Annotated in this window: 21 protein-coding genes; 17 read left to right on the top strand and 4 right to left on the bottom strand. The window is 39.5% G+C overall.

The genetic code is table 11. From position 1 onward, the window contains the following. Positions 1–20 precede the first annotated feature (20 nt). The 7 genes from OOZ15_RS00805 (at position 21) to OOZ15_RS00775 (ending at position 8,599) form a co-directional block, all read left to right on the top strand. Positions 21–935 carry a polyprenyl-phosphate transporter gene (locus tag OOZ15_RS00805; protein WP_265953760.1) on the top strand — a complete coding sequence of 305 codons (915 nt, stop codon included), beginning with the start codon at positions 21–23 and terminating at the stop codon, positions 933–935. Positions 936–939: 4 nt separating this feature from the next. Then, a complete protein-coding gene (locus OOZ15_RS00800) occupies positions 940–1,959 on the top strand; it encodes a DUF368 domain-containing protein (protein WP_265953758.1) in 1,020 nt (339 codons plus the stop codon). After that, on the top strand, positions 1,952–2,686 hold the full coding sequence (locus tag OOZ15_RS00795; protein ID WP_265953756.1) for a shikimate dehydrogenase family protein: 735 nt from the start codon (positions 1,952–1,954) through the stop codon (positions 2,684–2,686). Before OOZ15_RS00800 ends, OOZ15_RS00795 begins: the two co-directional genes overlap by 8 nt. A gap of 70 nt (positions 2,687–2,756) precedes the next feature. Beyond that, positions 2,757–3,200: a DoxX family protein gene (locus OOZ15_RS00790; protein ID WP_265953754.1), complete on the top strand. Its 444-nt coding sequence runs from the start codon at positions 2,757–2,759 to the stop codon at positions 3,198–3,200. 3 nt (positions 3,201–3,203) lie between these two features. Next, positions 3,204–4,331 (top strand): chromate efflux transporter, encoded by a 1,128-nt coding sequence (chrA, locus tag OOZ15_RS00785; RefSeq protein WP_265953752.1) that lies wholly within the window; start codon positions 3,204–3,206, stop codon positions 4,329–4,331. Positions 4,332–4,456: 125 nt separating this feature from the next. Next, positions 4,457–6,409, top strand: a complete 1,953-nt coding sequence (locus tag OOZ15_RS00780) for a DUF349 domain-containing protein (protein WP_265953751.1) — start codon at positions 4,457–4,459, stop codon at positions 6,407–6,409. A 144-nt stretch (positions 6,410–6,553) separates the two neighbouring features. Beyond that, positions 6,554–8,599: a tetratricopeptide repeat-containing sensor histidine kinase gene (locus tag OOZ15_RS00775; protein ID WP_265953750.1), complete on the top strand. Its 2,046-nt coding sequence runs from the start codon at positions 6,554–6,556 to the stop codon at positions 8,597–8,599. Between the two features lie 59 nt (positions 8,600–8,658). Here OOZ15_RS00775 and OOZ15_RS00770 read toward each other — a convergent pair whose 3' ends face one another. After that, complete coding sequence (locus OOZ15_RS00770; RefSeq protein WP_265953749.1) at positions 8,659–9,108, bottom strand: Lrp/AsnC family transcriptional regulator; 450 nt, start codon at positions 9,106–9,108, stop codon at positions 8,659–8,661. A gap of 114 nt (positions 9,109–9,222) precedes the next feature. Between OOZ15_RS00770 and OOZ15_RS00765 the strand changes: the two genes are divergently transcribed. Next, complete coding sequence (locus OOZ15_RS00765) at positions 9,223–9,648, top strand: hypothetical protein (protein ID WP_265953748.1); 426 nt, start codon at positions 9,223–9,225, stop codon at positions 9,646–9,648. On the opposite strand, the gene OOZ15_RS00760 is transcribed toward OOZ15_RS00765, so the two are convergent. Continuing rightward, entirely contained in the window at positions 9,645–11,150 is a 1,506-nt protein-coding gene (locus tag OOZ15_RS00760) for an ATP-binding cassette domain-containing protein (RefSeq protein ID WP_265953746.1), read from the bottom strand. The two genes, OOZ15_RS00765 and OOZ15_RS00760, sit on opposite strands and share 4 nt — an antisense overlap. A gap of 9 nt (positions 11,151–11,159) precedes the next feature. Further along, positions 11,160–12,044 (bottom strand): alpha/beta hydrolase, encoded by an 885-nt coding sequence (locus tag OOZ15_RS00755; protein ID WP_265953745.1) that lies wholly within the window; start codon positions 12,042–12,044, stop codon positions 11,160–11,162. Positions 12,045–12,161: 117 nt separating this feature from the next. Here OOZ15_RS00755 and OOZ15_RS00750 point away from each other — a divergent pair, with 117 nt between their 5' ends. The 4 genes from OOZ15_RS00750 (at position 12,162) to OOZ15_RS00735 (ending at position 14,290) form a co-directional block, all read left to right on the top strand. Next, entirely contained in the window at positions 12,162–12,632 is a 471-nt protein-coding gene (locus tag OOZ15_RS00750; protein ID WP_265953744.1) for an OsmC family protein, read from the top strand. Between the two features lie 81 nt (positions 12,633–12,713). Then, the gene (locus tag OOZ15_RS00745; RefSeq protein WP_265953743.1) at positions 12,714–13,253 is read left to right on the top strand and encodes an RNA polymerase sigma factor; all 540 of its coding nucleotides are present in this window, start codon (positions 12,714–12,716) and stop codon (positions 13,251–13,253) included. A gap of 44 nt (positions 13,254–13,297) precedes the next feature. Next, positions 13,298–13,822 (top strand): hypothetical protein, encoded by a 525-nt coding sequence (locus tag OOZ15_RS00740; RefSeq protein WP_265953742.1) that lies wholly within the window; start codon positions 13,298–13,300, stop codon positions 13,820–13,822. Between the two features lie 12 nt (positions 13,823–13,834). After that, positions 13,835–14,290 (top strand): hypothetical protein, encoded by a 456-nt coding sequence (locus OOZ15_RS00735; RefSeq protein WP_265953740.1) that lies wholly within the window; start codon positions 13,835–13,837, stop codon positions 14,288–14,290. Between the two features lie 45 nt (positions 14,291–14,335). Here the strand turns inward: OOZ15_RS00735 and OOZ15_RS00730 are convergent, their stop codons facing one another. Beyond that, positions 14,336–15,370 carry a WD40/YVTN/BNR-like repeat-containing protein gene (locus OOZ15_RS00730; RefSeq protein WP_265953739.1) on the bottom strand — a complete coding sequence of 345 codons (1,035 nt, stop codon included), beginning with the start codon at positions 15,368–15,370 and terminating at the stop codon, positions 14,336–14,338. A 76-nt stretch (positions 15,371–15,446) separates the two neighbouring features. Between OOZ15_RS00730 and OOZ15_RS00725 the strand changes: the two genes are divergently transcribed. The 5 genes from OOZ15_RS00725 (at position 15,447) to purL (ending at position 23,049) form a co-directional block, all read left to right on the top strand. Further along, a complete protein-coding gene (locus tag OOZ15_RS00725) occupies positions 15,447–16,661 on the top strand; it encodes an RsmB/NOP family class I SAM-dependent RNA methyltransferase (RefSeq protein ID WP_265953737.1) in 1,215 nt (404 codons plus the stop codon). A 56-nt stretch (positions 16,662–16,717) separates the two neighbouring features. Then, a complete protein-coding gene (locus OOZ15_RS00720; RefSeq protein ID WP_265953736.1) occupies positions 16,718–17,506 on the top strand; it encodes an endonuclease I family protein in 789 nt (262 codons plus the stop codon). Positions 17,507–17,869: 363 nt separating this feature from the next. Continuing rightward, positions 17,870–18,259: a VOC family protein gene (locus OOZ15_RS00715; protein WP_265953735.1), complete on the top strand. Its 390-nt coding sequence runs from the start codon at positions 17,870–17,872 to the stop codon at positions 18,257–18,259. Positions 18,260–18,445: 186 nt separating this feature from the next. Further along, the gene (locus OOZ15_RS00710) at positions 18,446–19,132 is read left to right on the top strand and encodes an SGNH/GDSL hydrolase family protein (protein ID WP_265953733.1); all 687 of its coding nucleotides are present in this window, start codon (positions 18,446–18,448) and stop codon (positions 19,130–19,132) included. Positions 19,133–19,296: 164 nt separating this feature from the next. After that, positions 19,297–23,049, top strand: a complete 3,753-nt coding sequence (purL, locus tag OOZ15_RS00705; protein ID WP_265953732.1) for a phosphoribosylformylglycinamidine synthase — start codon at positions 19,297–19,299, stop codon at positions 23,047–23,049. Positions 23,050–23,139: the final 90 nt, after the last annotated feature.

Raw genomic sequence — 23,139 nt, 5'->3', positions numbered from 1 at the left:
TGTTCGCCTAAGAACAAAGTATGCAAAGATCATTTTTAGACTACCTCATCATCACACTTAAAGGAATTGCCATGGGCGCTGCCGATGTTGTTCCTGGGGTGTCCGGAGGAACTATCGCTTTTATCTCGGGGATTTACGAAGAGCTTATAACTTCTATTAATAACATCAGTCTGGAAACCTTTTCCATTCTCAGAAAGGAAGGCATCAAAAAGGCCTGGAAACATATCAACGGGAATTTTTTGGCTGCCCTTTTTCTCGGTATAATCATCAGTATCTTATCCCTTGCCAAACTATTAAAATGGCTTTTGGAGAACGAACCTGTCTTGCTTTGGTCCTTTTTCTTTGGTCTTGTCATTGCCAGTATTTTTTTTGTGGGTAAACAAATCACCCGTTGGAAAGCAATCACCATTATCGGATTCATCCTTGGGGCAGCTGTTGCATATTACATCACCATCCTCCCTCCCCTACACGGATCGGGCGGTAACGTTTTTCTGTTTTTTGCAGGTGCCCTTGCAATTTGTGCGATGATACTACCCGGGATTTCCGGCGCCTTTATTTTGGTACTCTTAGGTGCCTACGAAACTGTTTTGGGTGCTGTAAACACTCGAGATATCAAGACCCTTTCAATTATAGCTTTGGGAGCTGTTTTTGGCCTCCTGAGTTTTTCCAAACTGCTCAAATTCCTTTTCAACAATTACAAAAATACTACCCTAGCGGTGTTGACCGGATTTATCCTCGGATCGCTCAATAAAATATGGCCGTGGAAACTGGTGACTGAAATAAAAAAGATAGGGGATAAAACCATTACACTAAGCCAAAGCACCTCCCCGTTTAAATATGAAGGTGATCCTAAAATATTGTGGGCAATAATTTTTGCGTTTATCGGTTTTTTAGTCATCTTTCTGCTTGAAAAAATAGCAACAAAAAAAGCATAAATTTATGCAGCCAACGCGAACACTTCTCGATAAATTTTTCCTTTTTATAAAAGGATTGGCCATGGGTGCTGCCAACAAGGTGCCCGGGGTCTCAGGAGGTGTGGTCGCATTTGTTGCCGGATTTTACGAGGAATTTATCTATTCGCTTCAAAAAATCAACCTTAAAGCCCTGAAATTGATCTTGAACGGTCGCTTTGTAAGTTTCTACAGATACATCAACGGACGGTTTTTAGGTTTGCTTCTCCTCGGAATGTTAGTGAGCTATTTCAGTGTTTCCAAATTACTCGATTTTTTTATCGCAAAAAACGAGCTCTATGTCTGGGCCACTTTCTTCGGGATGATTCTCGGTTCTATTTATTACATCGCCAAGGATTATGACCATTGGAACCGAAAAACTGTTTCGTTTTGCCTCTTGGGTGTGCTTATCGGAATCTCGCTCAGTTTTCTTAGTCCGGCAAAACAAAACGACAACCTCATCTTTGTTTTTTTCTGCGGAATTATTAGCGTTTCAGGAATGACACTCCCTGGATTGTCCGGTTCTTTTATCCTTATTCTTTTGGGAAATTACGTCCTGCTTTTGGTTGATTCGGTTAATGCTTTATACGATACCCTGGCGGAAGTTTTTCGCAAGGATTTCAGTTTTGTAAAGAATTCCGAACGCATAAAAATGCTGAAAATCTTAGGGGTTTTCACACTGGGATCTGTGACCGGACTGGTTACACTTTCCCATTTGCTGAGTTACGTTTTAAAACATTTTAAATATATCACCACTGCCATTATCCTTGGATTTATCGGTGGTTCACTAGGCGTTGTATGGCCGTGGAAAAAGACCATATACAAACTAGACACTCAAGGCGAAATCATGATAGATTCAGCCGGAGAAAAAATCATCGTCAACTATCAGCGGTTCATTCCACATATAAAAGATACCCAAACCTGGATTTCTATCGGATTTATTATTTTAGGGGTGCTTATTGTTTTGGCACTGGACTGGTATGGTAAAAAAACGATCAAAAATGGATAAACTTTTCGGACTCGTAGGCAAAAACATCTCCTACTCCTTCTCTCAGGGATATTTCACTGAAAAATTCAAAGAATTAGGGCTGGATGATCACTCCTACGTCAATTTTGACCTTCAGGATATAAAAGAAATAAAAGCGGTTTTACAGAAGAACACGAATCTCGTCGGGTTTAATATTACTATTCCGTATAAAGAAGCTATCATTCCTTTTTTAACGGAAATGGATAGCAAAGCTGCTGAAATTGGCGCCGTAAATGTTGTAAAAGTAAGCGATAGTAAACTCACCGGATACAATACTGATGTTCACGGTTTTGAAAAATCGATCGCTCCATTCATAAAACCATCCCATAAAAAAGCTTTGATCCTCGGTACGGGCGGAGCTTCCAAAGCGGTGGCCCATGCACTAAAAACATTGGGAATCGACATTAAATTTGTTTCAAGGACTGCCAAAGAAGACCGATTTACTTATGATGAATTGAGCAAAGATGTAATTTCTGAATATACTGTAATTGTGAACTGTACACCCTTGGGCACCTTTCCAAATGTAGAGCAAAAACCTGCCATTCCCTATGAGTTTTTAAGCGATCAACACTTGGTATACGACCTTATTTATAATCCGTCTGAAACCAGCTTTATGGCCCATGCCAAAAAACAAGGGGCCACGGCTGTAAATGGACACAAAATGCTAAAATTGCAAGCAGAAAAAGCTTGGGAGATATGGAATGATTAGTTTTTCGGCTTTTAGACATCAGCCCTCCACAAAATTTTTATTTATCTTTGATTGAAACAAAAGCCTCATTATGTTTCAAAGAATATTAAAAACAGACCCTTCCACAACGACTTTCATTATCCGTTTGATGGTTAGTGTGGTTTTCCTTTCAGAAGGGATTCAAAAATTTTTATTTCCTGCTGTCAGAGGTGCGGGAAGATTTGAAAAAATCGGTCTCCCGGCTGCGGATTTCTTAAGTTCGTTTGTCGGTTTCTTTGAAATTCTATGTGGCTTGTTCATTCTTCTTGGGCTATTTACACGACTGGCTTCTATTCCGCTTATAACCATCATGCTTACAGCCATAGCGACTACAAAGATGAAAATCTTATCTATTGACGGCTTTTGGCAAATGATGCACAGCAGCAGAACCGATTGGGCGATGCTTCTCGGTAGCATTTTCCTTTTTATAAAAGGAGGAGGTCTCTGGTCTATCGACAAATGGCTAACCCGACAAAACCACCGTGAAACTGAATAAAAAATGACAATACACTTAAAAGAAATTGCCCTACTCTTTTTCAAATTAGGTTGTATCTCCTTTGGCGGGCCTGCAGCTCATATTGCCATGATGGAGGAAGAGGTTGTAAACAAACGACAGTGGATGGACAGGCAACATTTTTTGGACTTGATAGGCGCCACCAATTTAATCCCCGGTCCCAATTCAACTGAAATGACCATGCACTGTGGACACGAACGTGGCGGGATTCCCGGCCTCTTTGTTGCCGGTATCTCTTTTGTTTTTCCGGCGGTGGTTATTACCGGAGTTTTTGCATGGCTTTATGCCGAATATGGACAATTACCACAAGTGGAACCTTTTATTTTTGGTATAAAACCTGCTGTGTTGGCTATTATCGCTTCAGCAATTTTAAGATTGGGTAAAAAAGCCTTAAAAAGTTGGGAGCTTGGTGTTTTAGGAGCCCTTGTCCTTATCGTAAGCCTGCTGGGAGTCAATGAAGTTATTGCACTTTTAAGTGCAGGTATTATCGGTGCCTTGTATTTCTACACACGATACAAGCTTTCAGCTAACTTAAAAACTATTTCTCCATTGCTATTGCTTCAGGTTTCTACAGCGAGCGTCACGACTGTAACCACCCTAAAAGTGTTTTGGACCTTCCTTAAAGTGGGTGCCGTTTTATACGGAAGTGGTTATGTGCTTTTTGCCTATCTTGATGCTGAATTAGTGACCAAAGGTTGGCTCACGAGACAAGAACTCATCGATGCGGTAGCTGTTGGTCAGTTCACGCCCGGGCCTGTGTTATCAACCGCAACTTTTATCGGATATCAAATGACCGGGTTTTGGGGAGCTATTATGGCTACATTGGGAATATTCCTCCCTTCTTTTCTTTTTGTTTTGGTGCTCAACCCGCTTGTTCCAAAAATGAGGCAATCCAAACTACTCGGTTATTTCCTCGACTGTGTGAATATCGCAGCAGTAGCCGTTATGATAGCCGTATTGATTGAAATGAGTAAAGACACCCTAACCGATTGGAAAGCAATTGTTATCGCCCTCATCAGTATAGGCTTACTCTTTGGCCTTAAAAAAGTAAATTCCATGTGGACAGTGATTGGTGGGGCTTTATTGGGCTATTTATTGAGTTTTGTAGCTTAACAACCAGATAGCCCTACTACTCCACGTAAATATTTCGCGCTGAAACCTTTAAAAACTTGGCTAATTTCATACTTGTTAGTATCTTTCAAGTCCAAAGCATTGATGAACCTTAAACATTTATAGAAATGTTAGCAGAAAAAGACGATAACCTGCAGCCGGCTGCAGATGGAAGTGAGAATGATACTAATAAAGACACATCCCTAGTAGAAACCAAAGAAACCGCTGCTTCACCGGCCTCAAAAGATGAAGAAAATGAGCATCCCACTTCAGAAAAAGAAGGAGAGGAAGATGATCCACAGGATGAGATCGACGAATCGAATGCTGAAGATGCTGAAGATGACGGACATAAGGACAGGCATAAGATCCCTATGCTCGACTACCATGCCATAAGTATGGACAAATTGGTCGATGAACTTGAAAAGCTGGTCAGAAAAGAAAAAATTCAAGCCATTAAAAATCATGTCGATCAGATTAAATCTGAATTCGATTTAAAATATCAAGAGCTACTCGAACAGAAAAAAGAAGATTTTATAAACGATGGCGGCAATGAGATTGATTTCAACTACACCTCGGCTACCAAAAAGCGTTTCAACACGGTCTATTCTGAATACAAAGACAAACGCAACCAATACTACAAAAATCTAGAACATCGCTTAAAATCCAGTTTGGAAAACAGATTGGAAATTATTGAAGAGTTGAAAGGGCTTATCAATGTTGAAGAAAACATCAACGACACCTATAAGCACTTCAAGGAGTTGCAAGACCGCTGGCGTAACGCAGGACCTGTTCCTCGAGTAAACTACAACGATGTTTGGCGCACTTACCATCATCATGTGGAAATTTTTTATGACTTCCTGGATCTCAACAGAGATTTGCGTGACTTAGACTTTAAACACAACCTGGAAGAGAAAGAAAAACTTATAACACAGGCAGAAGCCCTCGCCGAAATAAGGGATGTAAACAAAGCTTTTAGAGAGTTGCAATTACTTCACAAAAAATGGAAAGAAGATCTTGGTCCGGTTGACCGCGAACACCGCGAAGATATTTGGAACCGATTTAGTGCCGCAACCAAGGCAATCCATCAAAAGCGTCAGGAATATTTTAAAAATCAGGATGCCATTCATGAAGCTAATCTGGTTGTAAAACAGGACATCATCAAAAAGATCGAGATTATCACCCTAAAACCTGCCAGTAACCATAGTGGATGGCAGAAACAGATCAAGGAAGTGGAAGCCCTGCGGGAGGATTTTTTCAATGCCGGAAGGGTTCCCTACAAAGTGAATGAACAAACCTGGGCATCTTTTAAAGAAACGGTACGGAAATTCAACCGAAATAAAAATGCCTATTACAAAAACCTGAAAAAGGAGCAACAAAAGAATCTTGATAAGAAAATGGAGCTGGTTAACACGGCCGAATCCCTGAAAGACAGTGATGATTGGGACAGCACCACTCCTATCATGAAAAAAATACAAGCTGACTGGAAAAAGATAGGTCATGTGCCCAGAAAGCATTCCGACAAGATTTGGAACAGATTCAAAACGGCTTGTAATCATTATTTTGACAGACTTCACGCCAGAAAGAACGAACATTTCAAAGAAGAAATGGATGCTTTTGAACAGAAAAAAGCCTTTTTGGATGATTTAAAAGAATATCAACTGTCGGGCGACAAGGAAAAAGACCTTGAGCAAATAAAAAGTTTTATTGCCGATTGGAAAAAAATAGGTAGGGTTCCGTACAACAAAAAGAATATCGAGGGTAAGTTCAATAAAATTTTGGATGCCCTGTTCAAAAAGCTGGATCTTGACAAACAAAAGGCTGAACTTATCAAATATGGCAACAAACTGGATCAATTGGCCAATTCAGACAATGATTCGTTAATCAGTAACGAAAGAATATATATCAGAAGAAAGATTGACGAGGTGAAATCAGAAATACGTCAATTGGAAAACAACCTTCAGTTTATCAATGCCGATGAATCAAACCCGATAGTAAAAGAGGTTCAAAAAAATATAGAAAAACACGTAGAAGATCTTAATTTGTGGAAAGCAAAGCTGAAAAAATTGAAGAACATGGATTAGGAGTGAGATTGTGATCAACTTTTAAACATCAACAAAATAATAGATATTTTCAAATAGAACTTAACACATTTTCGAGCAGAACATCGAAAAAATAGCCCATTTAATGGAATTTATATTAAATTTTGCAGCAATATTAGTCCCTAAATGAAGTTTAAACTACTTTATATTTTACTGTTATGTCTGCTTTTTGGCAATCTTGCCTATGGACAAACACGGAAAATAGACAGCCTTTCCAAAGAGATTGAGCGTTTTAGGAATATTCCCGGGAAGACAAAAGATACTGCATACATCAATCTGCTTAATGCTTATGCTCAATGGCATTACTACGTAAACAACGATACGGTAAAGCTATATGCAGAAAAGTCCCTACAATTGGCAAACGAAATTGATTATCCCAAAGGTATTATTGAAGCAAATAATAATTTAGGATTTTATTACAGTGAACTTGGCGAATATAAAAAGTCAATTCCCCTGGTCAAAAAAGCACTTGAAAAAGCCCTGGAAATAAACAATCTGCAATATATACTGACATGCTACAACAGTCTCTCTATTTTTTATGATTATGACGGGGACATCAAAAATTCTGTTGAAGCTAGTCTAACAGCCATCAACATTGGTGAAAAAGCAAAAGACAAAACAAAAGATGAGCTTTTATACCTGGGAATGGCCTATGAAAACCTCGGGCTCACCTACGGTACTCAAAAAGAATATCATAAAGCATTAAACCTCCTTGAAAAAACCCAAAAGATCAATGAACAAACAGGTCATGTTCTGGCTCAGGGGCAAACCTTGAGTAATTTGGCTGATTTTCAACTGAGGGTAAAAGAATTTGATAAAGGGTTTGAGAATATTGAAAAAAGTATTTCCATTTTCAAAGAGTTGGGGTATAATGACTGGTTAGCTTTTGCTTTGATGGTCAAAGCAAAATTGTTTGTCGAAACGGAGCGGCACGAAGAAGCCTTGAAAACTTTTATGGAATCGCTCTCGCTCTATGAAAAAATTGATGATCCCAGAGGAAAAACCTCTTTACTGAATGGGATTGCCGAAGCGTATTGCCACCTGAATGAATTTGATCTCGCAAAAACCTATGCCGAAGAAGCATTAACCGCTGGCAAAGCATTAAATTCATTTGAAGAAATAAAGCAAAGCGCTGAAATCCTCTCCTATATCTACAAACAAACCCGGGACTATGAAAAAGCCTTGACTTATCACGAGCAATTCAAAAATTACACCGATAGTATTTTCAACAGCGACAACACCAAAGGTTTGGCTGCCCACGAGGCTCAAATGAATTATATTGAAAAGGAAAACCAACTGGTGCTGGGGAATGAAAAAAAGCTCAACAAACAACGTCTGTTGATCTATTTATCCAGCGGTGGAGTAATCATCTTGCTTACCGTATTGTTTTTTACACAACGCAGTAGAAAACTGGAAAAAAAACTGAACAATCTCCTCGCTAAAAAGAATGCCGATCTGGAAAAGAGGGAAAATGAATTAGAAGAGCTCAACGATACAAAAAATAAACTCTTTTCCATTATAGCTCACGATTTGCGGACGCCTATCGCTTCTTTAAATTCATTGATCGATCTGCTGAAAAACAATGAAATAGATGCTGATGATTTTATGCAATTCACATCCAATTTAAGTGAGCAGGTAAAAAATATTTCCTTTACACTGAACAACTTACTGGTTTGGGGACAAGCTCAAATGAAAAGTGGAGCCATTACCCGCCCTTCAAAGATTGATTTGAAACAAATAAGTGACGAAACCTTGAAATTACTTAATGAATTAGCACTCAAAAAACATATCAATATCACCAACAAGATTCAAGATGATACTATTGTATATGTTGATGCTGACCAGATTACCTTGGTTTTTAGAAACCTGATTGACAATGCCATTAAATTTACCCCCGAAAACGGTGCTATCGCCATTCTCGCCACAGAAAAAGAAGATTCATTTCAGGTTGAAATAAAAGACAGTGGAATTGGCATGAACCAGAAAGATATCGACAACATCCTTTATAAAAAAACACATTTCAACTCAACTTACGGCACTAATAATGAAAAAGGAACCGGTCTTGGGCTGAAACTCTGCAAAGAAATGATAGATAAAAATAACGGAAAACTATCCATCACCTCTACATTAGCCAGTGGAACGAGTTTCTTTTTCACATTGCCTAAAAAATAAACAGTATTACTTCTACCTTCGTATCCCGATAACTATCGGGGCTAACGTACTTTATATTTCTATCTCGGTAACTTCCTCCCAATAGGATTATTCTCCACCACATTGGAAAGTACGATATGAGTACGTACCTCACCATAGGTAATCAGCTTGTCGATAAACTCTTCCAAGTGAAATTGATCGGATAAAACCACTTCCATCAACAAATTTTCATTTCCTGTGATACGATAGCAGTTCAGTACTTCTTTAAACTCCACTACCTTCTCCAAAAAAGGTTTCAATTTCCCCATAAAAGCACGTAAACTCACAAATGCTTTTAACTGATACCCGGTTTCGATATGGCTCACCTCTGCCCTATATCCATTAATCACCCCGAGGTCTTCCAACTTTTTGATCCGCTCTGCAACTGCTGGTGATGACAATCCTATTTTCCTTCCGATTTCTGCATTGGTATAGCGTGCATTTTGTTGTAAAAGCTTCAAAATATCCCAGTTAAGTTTATCTGTTTTCATTTTTAAATCAAAATAAGATTAATGCCGTATTTTTTATTGTAAAATACGACTTTCACTTTAAAATCAAAATAAACCTTTGCTTATTCTGTAGTAATTTTGAAAAAAGAAGCTTTGATGAAAAAGAATTACCAATCCTATCGCCACAAAAAAAGAAATGTGAGCAAATCGCCCATTTACAGAAAGGCGATACACATTTTTAAACTCAGTAGACAAATTTCCAACTATTTAAGGGGAGATAAAAGTATTTTGGAACTCAATCGCTCTTCTTTTGTTGCTGATCAGTTCTCTGATAAATTGATCATGGCTTCCCTGGGTTTGGCTCCTAAAATTGCCATAGCCGAAAGTACAGCCGATCCTGCTGTAAAAATGCAGTCGGTTTCTTCACTTGAAAAAACAACAGCAGCTTTGTTGCACTATTGTGAAAAATTGGAGCTCAACCATGAACACGGTAAGGAGTTTTTGGAATTATTGCGAAAAGAGGTGAAAAAGTTCGGACAACTGCAAAGCAGATGGGCCATACACCTGTGCAATCAAAATTAGATTACGCTTCCATTTTCTAGTCTGAGTACTTTAGTCACAACATCGGGAATCTCTTCCTTACGGTGAGACACATAAACCATGGTGATATGTCTCGAACTACAAATGTGATCCAATAATTTTTTGAAATAGTCTACCTGTTGGGCATCCATTCCCTGACTGGGTTCGTCAAGGATCAACAAAGCAGGAGATTTTATCAATGCCCGCAGTAAAAGTAATACGCGTTGTTCCCCCAAGGACGCGTGTACAAACAAAACATCTTCTAAATGGGACAGTTTTACCAGTTCCAACCATTTTTTTGCCAATTCTATTTGTCCTTCAGACGGAATAGAAATCGTCCCCACCTCATCATTAAATCCGGAGATAATCACATCCAAACAACTGATAGTACTATACACAGGGATGTCAGCTTGCATTCCGGGAACGGTGTTCAATACACCTTTTCCCCGCATAAAATACAGATGTAATTCAGGTGATAAAAACCCAATCTTCTTTTTGATGTCCCAAATACTTTCGCCACTTCCCCTTTTTCGTCCAAACAAGGTAAGATCGTTGGTGTATCCCTGCGGATTATCAGCCGTTACCAAACTCAATAAAGTTGATTTTCCGGCACCGTTATGTCCCAAAAGCGCCCAACACTCCCCGGATTTTACTTCCCAATTGATGGCTTTCAGGATAGGTTTTTCTTTCATACTCACATTGACATCCTTCATTTTAATGATCGTCTCATGTGCATCCTCAGACTTATGAAAAAGAGCATCTACATCAATCTCACTATTGATACTTTCTTCAGAAATAATTACGTCGGAAATTGTGGAAGGAGTACCTTGATATACAATTTCCCCTTTTTCCAAAGTGATGGCCTTTTTAATAAAATCGGGGATTTCACCAATTCCGCAGATCAGAACCAATGTGACTCCCATTGAGGATACTTTTTGTAAATGTTTTGTCAGCAATTTTCGGGAATCAACATCCAAACCCGTGAACGGCTGATCCATAATCAGCATTTCCGGCCGCTCAAAAAAGGCCTGTACCAACTGCAATCGCTTTCTTTCACCATTGCTCAATTGCATCAAGTTACTGCTTAGCAAATGCTTTATCTGAAAAGTTTCCAGGATCGGAACCTCTTCCAAATGCAAATCGGTGTATTGACATTTGTGGTTCACCTGAGCCAAGTATTCTCCTACCCCCATTTGCTTTTCGTACTCATGGAATTCATAACGCTTACTGTAATAGGTACTCGCCAAACCTGCGAGTTCACTGAAATAATCTTGTTGGCTAACAAACACTGTTTTAAACGGGTTCTCAAGTGTTCCTGAAGAGGGTTTTATCGCTTCGGAAATGATCTTGGCCAGTGAAGTTTTGCCACTCCCCGATCTTCCGGTAATGGCCATGGCTTGCCCATTAACTATTTTCAGTTTAATATCTTTGAGTATACTATGCCCTTCGGCCAATAAATCAATATGGTCCAATACTAATTGTCGCTCCGCTGTTTTGAGTGTCATTCTTCGCTACTATTTGGTGCTTATCACTTTGGTTTGCACAATTTCGTTTTTAAAAAGTGTCCGATCAAAAAATCCAAAGACCTCATCCAATGCAGTAAATGGAATTCCCGAAACCTCGTGTTTAGCATTTTTAACCACCTGAAAATAATACGGCATTTCCAGTTTTTCCAATTTCTCAGCAATCACTGCTGATCCGTCCAACATTAAATACCCCGCTTTGTCTTTCTCACAATAATGGTGCGGCGCATTAGCAAAAGGTACCAAATTATCATCCGTTCCGTGGAAAAACACTCCCGGCACTGCATTTTCCTTTGTGATATAATCTGCATTTATCATAGCCCCTGCCAAAGAGAAAATACCAGCGAAGTTGATATCGCTATATTTATTGGCTTCATCTATATAATATTCCTTCATAAAAACTGCACTGAGCACCGTTTCGGCACCTGCACTACTCCCTCCGGCAATAATTTTAGTAGTGTCTATTTGTAATTCATCAGCGTATTTTACCAGATACTCAGCAGCATCCATATAATCGATTGTCGCTTGTTTAAAAGTTTCCAGTTTCTCTTCTTTAGTACAATCGCATCCAAATGCCGTGGTTGTTCCTTTTCGCAATAAGCGATAGGAAATAGAAACCCCGATATAACCTTTCCCAGTGACATATTTGCACAACTCCACTTCGTTTTTATTATCTCTTGACCCACCGGAAAACCCACCGCCATGAATCCACAACAACACCGGTAGTTTTTGGTCTTTTGCTATCTTTTCAGGGGAGTAAACATCCATTTTCAAACTCTCCCCTCCTTTGACTGCATAGGTGAATGTCTCTTTGTGTTGTGCGAATAATGACAAACTGCTCAGCAATGCCAAAGTACATAAAACTATATCTTTCATCTGTTAAAAATTATTTACCATCTCAAAATCAAATTTAAAATTACATATTCTCGACGAATGGAACATAAAATGTTATGATTTATGTCTTCTCTACATATTCCTTTGTATTTTTGATTGATGGAACGCAAACATCATTATAAGTTATCCCTAGAATGGACCGGAAATACCGGTGAAGGAACGACAAACTACAAAAGCTATGAAAGATCACACCGGATTGTGGTAAACAATAAAGCAGTTATAGAAGGTTCAGCAGATCCTGCCTTCCGTGGTGACCCCACCAAACACAACCCGGAAGATATGTTTCTCTCTTCTATTTCTTCCTGCCACATGCTTTGGTATTTACATTTTTGTTCACAAGCCAAGATAATGGTTGTAAGTTATCATGACACTGCGGAAGGAGTTATGGTTGAAGAAAGTAATGGTAAAGGTCATTTTACTGAAGTTATCTTACATCCGATAGTCAAAATTGTGGAAAAAGACAAAATTGATCTTGCCAAAAAGCTTCATCACAAGGCCAGCGAATATTGTTTTATCGCCAATTCATTGAACTTTGAGGTAAAACATTACCCAACTGTTGAGATTAATTAACCTCTTTGAAGACTAGCATCCACAGTGGGATAAAACTTTTTTCATAAATTAGAGTCTAACATTTGTAAACAAAGACATTCATTGCAGGGAGACACTTTAATCAAAGACCTGAAAAACCGTGGTACTCAAGAGCGGGCATTCAAAAAACTTGTATCCACATACAAGGAGCGTTTGTATTGGCACATTCGACGCATTGTGATGAATCACGATGATACAGATGATGTTTTACAAAACACTTTTGTCAAAATTTATAAAAATATACAGTCTTTTAATGAGGATAGCTCCATCTACACATGGATGTATCGCATTGCAACCAATGAATCGCTGAGTTTTTTAAAGAAAAGAGCCAGGGAATCCCAAATTTCTGATGAGGAATTACAAGCATCCATGATAGAAAACCTCAGGGCCGATGTTTATTTTGAAGGCGAGGAAATTCAGTTGAAGCTACAAAAAGCCATTGCAACCCTACCGGAAAAACAGCGCTTGGTTTTTAATATGAAATATTTTGAGGATATGAAATACGAAGATATTTCGACCGTTTTGGATACCTCTGTGGGAGGTTTAAAAGCTTCGTATCACCATGCGGTAAAAAAAATAGAACGTTATTTGACAACAGAATGAGTAAACCCATTAAACCTTTTTAAAAAAAATAGGTCTAAATAACAATGAAACAAAAATTAACAGATATTAAAAAAGATGGTTTTAAAGTTCCGAAGGATTATTTCTCGGAATTTGACGATCGTTTATCTGAAAAAATAAAAGCCGATCAATTTATCCCTAATCAGGAAGGTTTTAAAGTTCCCGACAACTATTTTAAAACTTTTCAGCAAAGGCTGGACAGCAAAATACAAAGACAGGAAACTAAGGTTATTTCATTGCATGAATTCAGAAAATGGGCCTTACCTGCTGCCGGAATAGCCGCCTTGTTCATTATTGGTTTGTTTGTCTTTAAAAATAACCCACAAAACGGAACAAGTGGATTTGAAACATTAGCCATTTCAGAAATAGACACCTATATCGAAGAAGGATATTTTACGCCAAATTCCTATGATATTGTAGAAACCTTCAACGATGTACCGCTCGATAATGTTCTCTTTGCAGAATCCATCGACGAGAATGAAATCATAGATTACCTGAGCAATACTAATATGGATCCTTACTATGATGAGTCATCCGATAATGAACAATAAAAAAACAAAATGATGAAAAAATATATTCTCCTGATACTAATGCTCGGTTGCTTTATCCATGTTGAAGCACAGAAAAAGAGCAAGAGGGATCATATAAAATCACTGAAAATTGCTTATTTAACTGAAAATCTTCACTTAACTACAGAAGAAGCACAAAAATTTTGGCCTATCTATAATGAATATGAAGAAAAATTATTTCAGCTGAAATATGTACAGTACAAAGGGATAATAAAACATCAACTCTCAAACGAAAACTTGAGCTCACTTTCTGAAGCTAAAGCGAAATCCTTAATCCGGGAAATAGAAACCATTGATGAAAACCTTTTGAAAAACGATAAGGAGTTGGTGAAGAAATTGGACGGTATCATCTCCGCCAAAAAAATCATTCACTTGAAAAAACTGGAACACGATTTCAACAGGGAACTCTTACGCAGACTTCGTAAAGCATCCCATGATAAAAAAGACTGAAATCAGTTGGTAGTTGGCAAAAAAACAAATTCCAAATACTAAATTCTATCGGAAAGTCAATTTAGCAATACGGTTCTTCCCGGCAGCAAAAGCCGTACTGTCATTTATAAATCGGATAGTATAGAATGGTTCTTCGGAAATTTGTTTCCAATCTTTCCCTTTGTTATTTGAAAACGAAATCCCTTTAAATCCTACAGCTACCAATTCCTCTGCTTTTCTCCCCGGCAGGTATTGTACACAAGATCGATATCCGGGATCTTGCCCTTGGCCTACCAGCTGCCAAGTTTTACCCCCGTCACTGGTTATGGCTTTATTAGCAGTATTCCCATTCGGCTTCGTATAATCACCCCCGATGATAAAACCGTTGTCCTTGTCATAAAAATCTACCGAATAGATGCCTTGTGTCGGCTCACCCTGTATTATTGGCGTTTCAAAAATTTGCCATGTCACAGCCTTGTCAGGGGAATAAAAAACACACGCTTTTTTCCCTCCGGTTACAATCCACGTATGATCACCAACAACAGCTATGTTGGTATCACTGGCGGCGAAAGCAGCTTCTCCCTCAACACCCTCAGGTAAAACATCACAGGAGAGTTTATTCCAGTGCTGCCCTCCGTCACGGGTTACAATAACCGATAGGCAACCATCGGTAGGATCGCCCATGGCAATACCCTCCTGATTGTTCCAAAACTCCATGGCGTCGTAAAACACCTTTTCATGCTCTTCCCGATATACTAGTTCCATTTTTCCCTGATCCCCTGTTTTGTACAACAAGGCCGGACTAGCGACCGTCAACATGTAAAAATCGGTATTTGTGCTGGCAACCGCCCTGAATTCCATGGCCAAGGAATCCTGTTCCATCTGTTGGGTGACCACACTTTTCTGGGCAGCATTGTAAATCCCATAGGTATTTTTAGACCCGGCAAAACCCAGATTTCCATCCATGAGGGTAATCGCCCTGATGCTAACCGAATCACTATACACCTGATCAACAAAAACTTCAGTATAATTATGTGGTTCGAATTTTTCCTTTCCGCAGGAAATCAATACCAACAAACAAATAATGCCTATTTTTTTCAAAACAATATAATTTGCCCTAAAAATAAGTTTAATCTCTTACAAAGCAATACCTTTGCACCCAATTATTTTTTTAACTATGCGACTGCACAGAAATCTCGTTTACGCTGTTATTGATGGGTTAAACCTAATTTTCAATGAAGACAAATATGCCGACAAGGTAGTTCAACAACTACTCAAACGCGACAAAAGATGGGGCTCTCGAGACAGAGGATTTATTGCCGAAACCACCTATGATATTGTGAGATGGAAACGTCTCTACGGCGAAATTGCCGAAGTAAAGGAACCTTTTTCAAGAGAAAACCTATGGCGTATTTTTGCCGTATGGGCAACACTAAAAGGTATTCAACTCCCCGATTGGAAACAATTGGAAGGAACACCATCACGTAGAATCAAAGGACGATTTGATGAGCTTTCAAAAATCAGAAAATGCCGAGAATCCATTCCCGATTGGTTGGATGATATGGGGAGTAAAGAGCTGGGAGAAGCTACTTGGGAAAAGGAACTAAAAGCGCTCAATCAGCAAGCGGAAGTTGTTATTCGCGTTAACACCCTAAAAACAAACAAAAAAGCCTTACAAGCCCTTTTGATCGATGAAGATATTGCTACCATCGCTATAAAAAACTATCCGGATGCCCTCCAATTGAAAGAACGTAGCAATGTCTTTAAAACCGAAGCCTTTAAGAACGGGCTTTTTGAGGTTCAGGACGCTTCTTCCCAACTGATTGCAGATTTTCTGGATGTGAAACCCGGAATGCGCATAGCGGATGCCTGCGCCGGAGCCGGTGGGAAATCACTACACCTGGCTGCCAAAATGGACAACAAAGGGCAGATTATTGCGATGGACATCTACGGTTTTAAGTTGAAAGAGCTAAAACGAAGAGCCAAAAGAAATGGTGCGCACAACATAGAACCCCGGGAAATCACTTCTACCAAGACCATCAAAAAACTGCACAACCAAATGGATAGGGTCTTAATAGACGCACCCTGTAGCGGTCTGGGGGTTTTACGCAGAAATCCGGATGCCAAATGGAAACTAAAGCCGGAGTTTATCGACAATATCAAAAAAACACAGCAGGAGATCCTCCGCGATTATTCAAAAATGGTAAAACCGGGCGGTAAAATGGTGTATGCCACCTGCTCTATCCTTCCTTCAGAAAACCAAGATCAAGTGAAGGCTTTCTTGCAATCGGAAAATGGAAAAGATTTCGGCTTGGTGAAAGACAAAAAAGTGTTGGCTTCAACATCCGGTTTTGATGGATTTTATATGGCACTTTTAGCAAAAAAACAATAAGATTACACTATTTGTGTTATTCAGAAAGACCGTTGTTTCATTTTATAACCCATAACATGTTTCAAAAACTTGCTTTTTTCATATTCATCATTCTCAGTCTAAGCTGTAAAATCAATACCAAGGAAACGGCTTCAGCAAATATTGTTAACCCTCAACAAGATTCTACAGTACTTAAAGTCCCTAAAGAGTTAAAAGAATATTATAAAGATGTTGATTTTAGCCTGAGGAGCATTCCGTTGTATGAAAATCTGGCAGTGAATACCATTGCCAAACACACTAATATTCTCAGCTATGGCGAACGTCATAAATATCTATATCGAATAGACGCCCATCCGAAACATAAGGACAGTGTAATTCTAATGTATTCAGGGGAGGTTAGGTATTGGAAAGAATATGTGTCGTCAAGAAATCCATACAAAAAACAAACCTTCAACACAGAACACGTCTATCCGCAATCATTCATTGAAAACACAGTCAAAGGCGATCTTCATCATCTTAGGGTGTGCGATCAAAGAACCAACACACGCCGTAGTAACAATCCGTTTACGAAAGGGAAAGGTTTTTATAAATTGAAACACAACAGTTGGTATCCGGGCGATGAGTGGAAAGGTGATGTGGCGCGAATGATCATGTATTTGAATTTACGTTACAATGAATCGTTTGAAGACATGGGAGGCATTGCTTTATTTTTAAAATGGAATGCTGAAGACCCTGTTTCCCCTTTTGAAGAACAACGCAACAAGTATATTCAAAAAGCACAAGGCAACAGAAACCCGTTTATAGACAATCCATATCTGGCCACCTTGATCTGGGGAGGGGAAAAAGCAGAAAATCGATGGAAATAGGCTAATAAACCTTCTTGTAATGTTTGTGGCAATAGGCCGCATTTTTGTGCAAACAATTGCGCAGTTTTTGGTTAATGAACTTAACAGCTCCTCTTCCTGCTTTTGAGTACCTCATGCGACGGGATAGGCAAAAGCAACTTCGCCTACCCAGTTGCTGGATATATGACGAGTGTGGTCGTGGTCAAATTCAGCAATAGCATCCTTGTAAAAAATTGTTTATACGCTCTTAATTCATTGGATTTTTCGTATTTTGTAGCTTAGCAATTAATCGAAAAATTTGCGCTCATTTACACGCAACTACTCTGTGTGCAAACACATTAGCGGTCATTAGTAAAAGTGAGATTAAATCAATACATCAAGAAAATGAAAACAGACTACAAACCAAAAGATTATAACGCACTGTCACCATATTTAATTACCAATAATGCCCAAAAATTAGTAGACTTACTAAAAACAATATTCGGAGCAAAGGAATTGAGGCGGTTTGATCGTGAAAATGGAATCATTGCACATATAGAACTGGAATTGGATGACAGTATCCTAATGATTAGCAATAGCACAGAAAATTATCCTGCAAACACCACAATGCTACATATTTATGTGCCAGATGTATTCAAAACTTTCGACTTGGCAATTAAGAGTGGTTGCGAAATAATTGAAAAACCTGTAAACAAAGAAGGCGACCCTGACACAAGAGGCTCGTTTTACGATTTTGCAGGTAACTATTGGGCCGTAAGTACACAAACAAATTAGAATTTCAATGAAAAAGGCAACTAGGGTTCGATCCACTAAAGGGCTCACCCTCCATACATACAGAAGATTGGAAGCTGCCGTTATAACTTTAATATTTCAACCCTTGATTTGTAATACTAAATAGATCAAAGTTTACAATGCTTTATTTATATTTGGGTATCATTTTTCAAACATCATTTCATTATTATGAAAAAATATATCCTTGTCATTATCATGCTAAGCTTTTTAAAACTCTTTGCACAACAAACGGCTGTAGCGTTTGCTGATTTCAGTAAATACGAAGCTGAAAACACAGCTTTACCCATCCCTCAGCCTGATCAAGACCGGGTTGTATTTATGGGAAATTCCATTACTGAAGGGTGGAAGAATACACACCCCTATTTCTTTGAAGAGAATCCGTATATCGATCGAGGTATCAGCGGACAAACCACTTCCCAAATGCTATTGCGTTTTCGTAGGGATGTGATTGATTTGCAACCAAAAGTAGTTGTTCTTCTTGCCGGAATCAATGATATTGCTGAAAACACAGGTCCTGTTGAGCTCAAAGACGTATTCGGTAACATTATTTCCATGGTAGATCTAGCACAAGCAAACCAAATAAAGGTAGTAGTCTGTTCTGTCGTTCCGGCCAATAATTTCCCTTGGCGAAAATCCATAAAACCGGCTGATAAAGTCATAGCATTAAACACAATGATGCAGCAGTATTGTGGGGAGAACAATATTGTATATGTAGACTATTACAACGCCATGGTAAACGACAAAAAAGGATTGGGCAAAGACCTTGCAGAAGATGGTGTACACCCTACCTCTAAAGGATATAAAATCATGGAACCTTTGGTAAAAGCTGGTATTAAACAAGCCTTGAATCGCTAAGAAAACTGAACACAAAACTTAAATAACCATATTTTTTACACTCTTTAGGTTTTTAAATTATTTAAACGAATTCTCTATCAAAAAATAAGGAGTAATTCATTAAATTTGCGCTTTGTATCAAACAATATGTCTTAATATCAAATAAGGCACAAACACAACACAGTATGATCCTTTTCTTCGGAAACCCGGAAAACAAAATCTTCGCCGTTCAAACGGACAATCAAATTTCTCAGGAAAACATAGCAAAATTAACGTGGCTGTTTGGCAACCAACCACAAATCGAACAGTCCGCTTTAGCGGATTTTTTTATTGGTCCGCGTGCAGCGATGATCACCCCGTGGAGTACCAATGCGGTCGAAATCACACAGAACATGGCCATTTCTGGAATCATCAGGATCGAGGAGTTTTATGCCAGCAGCAAAGACGACAAGAGTTATGATCCTATGCTTTCCCAAAAATACGCTGTGTTAAATCAGGATATTTTCAAAATCGATATCCAGCCCGAAGGGATCAGGGAAATTAATGATATAAAAGCCTACAACCAAGAGGAAGGCTTGGCGCTCAATGAAGAAGAAGTAAGTTATTTGAACGGGCTTTCTGAAAAACTGGGACGAAAACTCACCGACTCCGAAGTTTACGGTTTTGCCCAAGTGAATTCAGAACACTGTCGCCATAAGATTTTCAACGGTACTTTTGTGATCGATGGAGAGGAAAAGCCAACATCGCTCTTTAAAATGATCAAAAAAACCTCAAAGGAGCATCCAAACACTATTGTTTCTGCATACAAAGACAATGTTGCCTTTTTAAAAGGACCAAAAGTGGAACAGTTTGCCCCAAAGCGTGCCGACATCCCTGACTTTTATCAAACCAAAGATTTTAATTCCGTTATTTCATTAAAAGCGGAAACCCATAACTTCCCAACTACGGTAGAGCCATTCAACGGAGCTGCAACGGGTTCAGGAGGGGAAATTCGCGACCGTCTTGCTGGTGGGAAAGGTTCTTTACCGCTCGCCGGAACTGCGGTCTATATGACTTCCTATTCCCGTCTGGAAGAAAACCGTCCGTGGGAAAAAGCCATGAACGAAAGAGATTGGCTCTATCAAACTCCTATCGACATTCTTATCAAAGCCTCTAATGGGGCATCGGACTTTGGAAATAAATTTGGACAACCATTGATTGCGGGATCTGTACTGACATTTGAACATACAGAATCCCCCATTAATCCCCCCCAAGAGGGGAAACATCTTGACACTTCACATTTGGGGGAGTTGGAGGGGGACAGGGACACCCGAAAGCTAGGCTATGACAAAGTCATCATGCTAGCCGGAGGTATTGGATATGGAAAAGAGGAACAAGCCAAAAAAGACACCCCTAAAACCAGTGATAAAATCGTTGTCATGGGTGGTGAAAATTACAGAATCGGAATGGGCGGTGCTGCGGTATCGTCTGCAGACACTGGGGAATTCAGCAGCGGAATTGAATTGAATGCTGTACAACGTTCCAATCCCGAAATGCAAAAACGAGTGGCCAATGCGATACGCGGAATGGTAGAAAATGAAGAAAACGATATTGTTTCTATTCACGATCATGGTGCCGGTGGACATTTAAACTGTCTTTCTGAATTGGTAGAAGACACCGGAGGAAAAATAGACCTTGATAAACTTCCCGTCGGTGACCCTACCCTATCGACCAAGGAAATCATCGGTAACGAAAGTCAGGAACGTATGGGACTGGTCATTGCCAAAGAACATACCGAGAAACTAAAAAGAATCGCTGAGCGTGAACGTGCTCCCATATATGAAGTTGGCGAGGTAACCGGAGACGACCATTTCTCTTTTGAATCGGCTACCAAAGGGGACAAACCTATGGACATGGATCTTTCCGATATGTTTGGGAGTTCACCCAAAACCATTATGGCAGATAAAACTGTAATACGCAACTATAAAAATACGGATTACAACAGTGATAAAATACACAGCTATTTGGAACAGCTTTTACAACTGGAAGCTGTTGCCTGTAAAGATTGGCTGACCAATAAGGTGGACCGATGTGTTGGAGGGCGTGTGGCAAAGCAACAATGTGCCGGACCTTTACAACTACCACTTAACAACTGCGGTGTCATGGCTTTGGATTTTAAGGGAAAACAGGGGATCGCTACCTCTATCGGACATGCTCCGGTATCCGCCTTGATTGATCCCGTGGAAGGAAGTAAAAACTCCATTGCTGAGGCACTGACCAATATTATTTGGGCTCCACTAGCGGATGGATTAACATCGGTATCGCTTTCGGCAAACTGGATGTGGCCCTGTAAAAATGAAGGGGAAGATGCCCGATTATATGAAGCAGTAAAGGGATGTTCCGATTTTGCGGTGGCATTGGGAATCAATATCCCTACCGGAAAGGATTCACTTTCCATGAAACAAAAATACCCCAACGAAGAAGTGATTGCTCCGGGAACGGTCATTATTTCTGCAGCGGGACATTGTAACGATATCAACAAGGTGGTTGAACCCGTACTGCAAAGAAACGGTGGAAGCATCTACTATATCAATCTTACTGAAGATCAGTTAAAATTAGGTGGTTCTTCATTTGGTCAGATTTTGAACATGATAGGTAGTGAAGTTCCGACAATCAAAAGTGCAGCCGGATTAAAAAACACCTTCAATACAATTCAAAAATTGATCAACCAAGGTCAGGTTCTTGCTGGACACGATGTCGCCAGTGGAGGATTGATCACCACCCTGCTCGAAATGTGTTTTGCCGATGTGAATCTGGGAGCACTACTCGACCTTTCAAGTATCAATGAGGAAGATTCTGTCAAGTTATTATTCAATGAAAATGCCGGAATTGTTTTCCAAAGTAAAGATGATAATGTTATTGAAAATACACTTTCCGAAGCCGGAATTACATTCCACAAAATCGGGAAACCGGTTGAAGGCGATCGTCTTCAGATGAAAAATAACAACGACAATTTCTCATTCAGTATTAGTCAGCTGAGGGATGTTTGGTACAAAACCTCATTCCTACTCGATCAAAAGCAAAGCAAAAACGGACGAGCTGAAGCACGCTATCAGAATTATAAGAATCAGCCGCTACAATACAACTTTCCAGAACATTTTACAGGAGTCTTACCCCCCAACCCCCTTCCAAAAGAAGGGGGGGCTAAACCCAAAGCCGCAATTTTAAGGGAAAAAGGCTCCAATTCAGAAAGGGAAATGGCCAACGCCATGTATTTGGCTGGTTTTGATGTAAAAGATGTACATATGACCGACCTGATCTCCGGGCGTGAAACACTGGAAGACATTCAATTTATCGGTGCTGTGGGTGGTTTTTCCAACTCTGATGTTTTAGGATCCGCCAAAGGATGGGCAGGAGCTTTCCTTTACAACGAAAAGGCCAAAACAGTACTGGAGAACTTTTTCAAACGAGAGGATACCCTTTCTGTGGGAATCTGTAACGGATGTCAGCTTTTTGTAGAATTAGGGCTTATCAATCCTAATCATAGTGAAAAACCGAAAATGCTTCACAACGAAAGTAACAAGCACGAAAGCATCTTCACTTCCGTAGAAATCCAGGAAAATAATTCGGTGATGTTGTCGTCTTTAGCAGGTAGTAAACTGGGGATCTGGGTATCTCACGGAGAAGGAAAATTCAGTTTCCCTTACGAAGAGAACAAATACAATATCGTTGCTAAATACGGTTATGAAGGTTATCCTGCCAACCCGAATGGCTCCGATTACAACACAGCCATGATAGTATCTGACAATGGAAGGCATTTGGTGACCATGCCACATTTTGAGCGTTCTATCTTCCAATGGAACTGGGCGCACTATCCGCAGGGTCGCAAAGACGAGGTATCGCCTTGGTTAGAAGCTTTTGTCAATGCACGAAAGTGGCTAGAGAAGTCTTCAAAATAGCTTTTACATTTAAAACATTAACCTCAAAAGTCGTTTGGTTGTCATACACCAAGCGGCTTTTTTTTGTAAACCGTCAATTGAAACCTACCA

The organism is Galbibacter kalidii, from assembly GCF_026241135.1.
Lineage (GTDB): Bacteria > Bacteroidota > Bacteroidia > Flavobacteriales > Flavobacteriaceae > Galbibacter.
The sequence above is the reverse complement of the archived record's forward strand: the minus strand, read 5'-3'. Positions and strand labels throughout refer to the sequence as shown.

What these genes read in the sequence shown, in the direction of transcription:
- OOZ15_RS00735 (WP_265953740.1), top strand. Translation starts at nt 13,835, where the DNA reads ATGAAAAAATATATTCTCCTGATACTAATGCTCGGTTGCTTTATCCAT.
- OOZ15_RS00795 (WP_265953756.1), top strand. Translation starts at nt 1,952, where the DNA reads ATGGATAAACTTTTCGGACTCGTAGGCAAAAACATCTCCTACTCCTTC.
- OOZ15_RS00710 (WP_265953733.1), top strand. Translation starts at nt 18,446, where the DNA reads ATGAAAAAATATATCCTTGTCATTATCATGCTAAGCTTTTTAAAACTC.
- OOZ15_RS00770 (WP_265953749.1), bottom strand. Translation starts at nt 9,108, where the DNA reads ATGAAAACAGATAAACTTAACTGGGATATTTTGAAGCTTTTACAACAA.
- OOZ15_RS00780 (WP_265953751.1), top strand. Translation starts at nt 4,457, where the DNA reads ATGTTAGCAGAAAAAGACGATAACCTGCAGCCGGCTGCAGATGGAAGT.
- OOZ15_RS00720 (WP_265953736.1), top strand. Translation starts at nt 16,718, where the DNA reads ATGTTTCAAAAACTTGCTTTTTTCATATTCATCATTCTCAGTCTAAGC.
- OOZ15_RS00715 (WP_265953735.1), top strand. Translation starts at nt 17,870, where the DNA reads ATGAAAACAGACTACAAACCAAAAGATTATAACGCACTGTCACCATAT.
- OOZ15_RS00725 (WP_265953737.1), top strand. Translation starts at nt 15,447, where the DNA reads ATGCGACTGCACAGAAATCTCGTTTACGCTGTTATTGATGGGTTAAAC.
- OOZ15_RS00775 (WP_265953750.1), top strand. Translation starts at nt 6,554, where the DNA reads ATGAAGTTTAAACTACTTTATATTTTACTGTTATGTCTGCTTTTTGGC.
- chrA (WP_265953752.1), top strand. Translation starts at nt 3,204, where the DNA reads ATGACAATACACTTAAAAGAAATTGCCCTACTCTTTTTCAAATTAGGT.
- OOZ15_RS00800 (WP_265953758.1), top strand. Translation starts at nt 940, where the DNA reads ATGCAGCCAACGCGAACACTTCTCGATAAATTTTTCCTTTTTATAAAA.
- OOZ15_RS00750 (WP_265953744.1), top strand. Translation starts at nt 12,162, where the DNA reads ATGGAACGCAAACATCATTATAAGTTATCCCTAGAATGGACCGGAAAT.
- OOZ15_RS00790 (WP_265953754.1), top strand. Translation starts at nt 2,757, where the DNA reads ATGTTTCAAAGAATATTAAAAACAGACCCTTCCACAACGACTTTCATT.
- OOZ15_RS00740 (WP_265953742.1), top strand. Translation starts at nt 13,298, where the DNA reads ATGAAACAAAAATTAACAGATATTAAAAAAGATGGTTTTAAAGTTCCG.
- purL (WP_265953732.1), top strand. Translation starts at nt 19,297, where the DNA reads ATGATCCTTTTCTTCGGAAACCCGGAAAACAAAATCTTCGCCGTTCAA.
- OOZ15_RS00760 (WP_265953746.1), bottom strand. Translation starts at nt 11,150, where the DNA reads ATGACACTCAAAACAGCGGAGCGACAATTAGTATTGGACCATATTGAT.
- OOZ15_RS00765 (WP_265953748.1), top strand. Translation starts at nt 9,223, where the DNA reads ATGAAAAAGAATTACCAATCCTATCGCCACAAAAAAAGAAATGTGAGC.
- OOZ15_RS00755 (WP_265953745.1), bottom strand. Translation starts at nt 12,044, where the DNA reads ATGAAAGATATAGTTTTATGTACTTTGGCATTGCTGAGCAGTTTGTCA.
- OOZ15_RS00805 (WP_265953760.1), top strand. Translation starts at nt 21, where the DNA reads ATGCAAAGATCATTTTTAGACTACCTCATCATCACACTTAAAGGAATT.